Here is a 2,877-nt window from a genome sequence, read left to right as displayed (position 1 = left end):
GACCTCCCGACGCCCGTCCGCGTTCACCCCGGTCGCGACGAGGACGACGGCGTTGATCACCCGGCCGCCCTCGCGGACCTTCATGGTGAGCGCGTCGGCGGCGACGAAGGTGAACGGTCCCGCATCCGCTTACGGGCTCTTGTCTCCCACGGTCGTGCTCGAACTTGCCGCGAGGATCTGAAATGTTCTGCGGCGCAGGTACAGCTCGGTTACGGGCGGTCGATACCGCCGAAAGTCTCGAGCACCTTGGTGGCGTGAGCTGTCGCGTCGTAGGGAGTTTCGCCGATTTCCATGACGGTTGGCGACGTGGTGACGGGCTCCCATAGTGCATCGGAGTCTCCAGAGGCGAGTGCGAGCAGTGCGTCGCGGACGAAGGTGTCCCGGGTTTTCTGCGACGCGGTGGCCCCGGGCCGGGTCTGTCCGACAATGCCGTACAACTCGGTACCGTGCACGGCGGGCGCTCCCCCGACGGGACCAATCGACAGCAGGTGCGCGTTTCCGCCAGCGGCAGCGTGCGCGAGCGCGCCGCGGGTCTGCGGCAACGTGAATGAAAAATCGGTGAGCAGCGCGCCGCGAACTTCAACCGGTGTGCGTCCGTCGACGTCGTAGGCGGCGATGACCTGCCGGGCGCGACTGCGCGGAATGCGGTTCCGGGTGGCGAACTCTGCCACGAGGGAGCTGATGCTCCCTGGGTCGAAGTCTTCGGTCCTGTGGAGGACCCAGTAGTCGGTCTCGTGGGTGGCGCTGCTGAAGAGGATGTCGACGTCACGGTGCCGACCGGACTCGAGGACGTGCATGGGGTGGTGCGTGAGGACACCGTTCGGCTGTGACCGGTCATCGACGATGGCGATGACGTCGTTATCGGCGCCGTGGGCAGCGCCAGGGTCTGGGGACTGCGACTTAGCCATCGTTTCCGCCAGCAGGCCAGCGTCCACGGTGAGGAGCTGCTCGGGGTCGTCCTGCAGCCCGAGCGCGGTGAGGACCGCGTAGGCGCGTTCTTCTGCGCCCCAGGCTGGCACCTGGCGCGAGGGCATCCCGGAGAACGCTGCCAGGTGGTGGTAGAGGCCGTCGGCGGACGGTGCGGCGAGGAGGCTTAAGGCGGAGAATGCGCCGGCACTGTGGCCGGTGACCGTGACGTTGTTCGGGTCGCCACCGAATTGCCTGATGTTGTTTCGCACCCACTGCAGCGCTGCGATGATGTCCTGCAGGCCGAGGTTTGATGCCTCCGCGAGTGCGCCGCCGTATTGCGAGAGGGAGAGCCACCCGAATGGTCCGAGCCTGTAATTGAGGGATACGCCGATCGAACGGCCGGTCGCAGCAAGCCCCGACAGGTTGGAGGTGGTCTGCGTATTGGCTCCGAGTACCCACCCGCCGCCGAAGATGTACACAATCACCGGGAGGGGCTTGTCGTTTGTGACGGCGGGGGCCCAGACGTTGAGGTTCAAACAGGCCTCGCTGAACCCATTATCGGCCTCGAGCCAACTGGTGTCTCCGGCCTGGAGCGGCGCCGGTCCCTTCTGGTCGTACGGCAGGTCGGGATCGAAGGGCACGACCTTCGGGCTGCGGAAGCGGTCGGCGGTGGCGTACGGGATGCCGAGCCAGGAGCGCACGGCGCTCTGTTCGCCGTTGTCGATGTCAGTCATGCGAAAGGGTTCTCCTTCTCAAGTGTTGTTTACAGCTGGCGAGCTGTCAGCTTGGGTAGCGGTATCGGGGGCGGCTTGAGGCTCGGATCGCAGCCGAGAAGCATCCTCCACCTGCGACAGCGAGGAACCGTTCACGAGACCTCGTCCGCGTAGTGCTCGCCGAAACCTCTGGATGGGGCCGCTCGTCCTCATTTTGGGCCTTCTACTGGCGCTCTCGCTCGCGGTTACGGAGGCTCCGTATTGGTGGTTCGGCGTCGCGTTCTTCGGCGCGTTCCTGCTGGCCAACGTTGTCAGTACCCCGCGAAGTCTCCGAGGGGCGACGCAAATGCGCGACGAGCTGAGTCGACGCACGAACACGGGAAGATCGGTTCGTTAGACGCTCACCCTCCGAATATGGTGGTCGATGTCGATTCGCTCGCGGAATGCATCGGCGCGGAGGCGCTTACGAGCGACGTCGCCAATTGCGTAAAGCGACCGCCACCAGCGCGCCGGCTGAGCCGGCTGCCGTTACAACGGCGGACGGTGAGCGTCGTCGTTGCCCAATAATCACGCCAACGAACGCCCAGAGGAGCGTGCCGCCGTAGAAGCGCGACGAGAGTGTTGTACGCTCCGGCGCCGAGACAGTCCGCGTGCCGAGCGCGCCGAGCAAAGCCAGAAGAGCCGCCCCCACCGTGGCGGCCTTCGGCCCGGCTGGAACGATTTTCTTGGCTACTAGCATCGCGGCCAGGTTCACCCCGCAGGCCGCCTGTCCCCAAGCGGAGAGCATTCCCGCTGCGGGGGCGGCCGCAATCACTTCGGCCGTGCTCAATTCGTGCCTCGACTCGGCCCGAGCGATCCGGCGCCGCCCCATTTCCGCCAGCAGCGCGACGCTGGCCAATGCCCCCTGGGCGCTCCAGAATAGGCCGGACCGCGCGAGTGGCGCCCAAATGCCGGTGGCGGCAAACGCCCCGGCAAGCGGCCATCCCGCTGCCCGCCAAATCTCCCGGGTGCGGGCGGGGCCCCGCGCTTGATGGACCGCATATGCGATGGAAGTCGCAAATATGGGGAACCACACCGTGAACGTGTATCCGGCCGGCTGGATCACGTTGGGTGGAGCATCCTTACCCCGAAGTTGAGTCCCGCATAGTGGTGTAGCCGCGGTGGCCCGGCTCGTCGTGAAGACGTGGACGCGGTCACCGTGTGATCCTTCGAGAAGTCTCTTACCTCGACTCGAAAGGCATCATCACGATGACCG

Annotated in this window: 2 protein-coding genes and 1 pseudogene; all 3 read right to left on the bottom strand. The window is 65.9% G+C overall.

From position 1 onward, the window contains the following. Positions 1-126 (bottom strand): annotated as a pseudogene (locus G5S38_RS15355) (transposase); the annotation flags it as partial. 83 nt (positions 127-209) lie between these two features. After that, entirely contained in the window at positions 210-1,643 is a 1,434-nt protein-coding gene (locus G5S38_RS15350) for a carboxylesterase family protein (protein WP_165070497.1), read from the bottom strand. Between the two features lie 442 nt (positions 1,644-2,085). Further along, the gene (locus G5S38_RS15345; RefSeq protein WP_165070495.1) at positions 2,086-2,520 is read right to left on the bottom strand and encodes a hypothetical protein; all 435 of its coding nucleotides are present in this window, start codon (positions 2,518-2,520) and stop codon (positions 2,086-2,088) included. Between the last annotated feature and the right edge of the window lie 357 nt (positions 2,521-2,877).

Origin of the sequence: Marisediminicola senii (assembly GCF_011057645.1) — a bacterium.
Classification (GTDB): Bacteria; Actinomycetota; Actinomycetes; order Actinomycetales; family Microbacteriaceae; genus Marisediminicola; species Marisediminicola senii.
Note: the sequence above shows the minus strand (reverse complement) of the source record. Positions and strands in the feature narration are given on the sequence as shown.